General features: G+C 60.3%; 1 protein-coding gene. It reads right to left on the reverse strand.

All coding sequences use genetic code 11. From position 1 onward, the window contains the following. Window positions 1-315: C69 family dipeptidase (locus P0G09_RS17215; RefSeq protein ID WP_275253280.1), on the reverse strand; the 315-nt coding region annotated here is incomplete at both ends.

Here is a 315-nt window from a genome sequence, read left to right on the forward strand (position 1 = left end):
ATGCGATGTCGCCATTGTAGGAGGCATCCAGATCGATGACATTGGCAGCGGCGTCGCCCACAAAGGTACCGGCTTTCTGGGCCACGGAGATCAGGTTGGCAGAGGCCACCCCATGGTCGGTGTCATCCAGATCGATCTTGCCCATAGCGGCGATGTTGGGCTGCATGAAGACCACGCTGGAGGAGAGCTTCAGGGCATGGTAGGTGTGGCCCGTCAGGTTCTCCACGAACCAGGTCTCATTCTGGTCGGCAATGAACACGCCGGAGCCGCCGGCTGCACCGGCGTTGTCGTAGATGGAGGTCAGCAGAGCAACAC

The sequence above is a fragment of the Faecalibacterium sp. DFI.5.82 genome, from assembly GCF_029076575.1.
Lineage (GTDB): Bacteria > Bacillota > Clostridia > Oscillospirales > Ruminococcaceae > Faecalibacterium > Faecalibacterium duncaniae.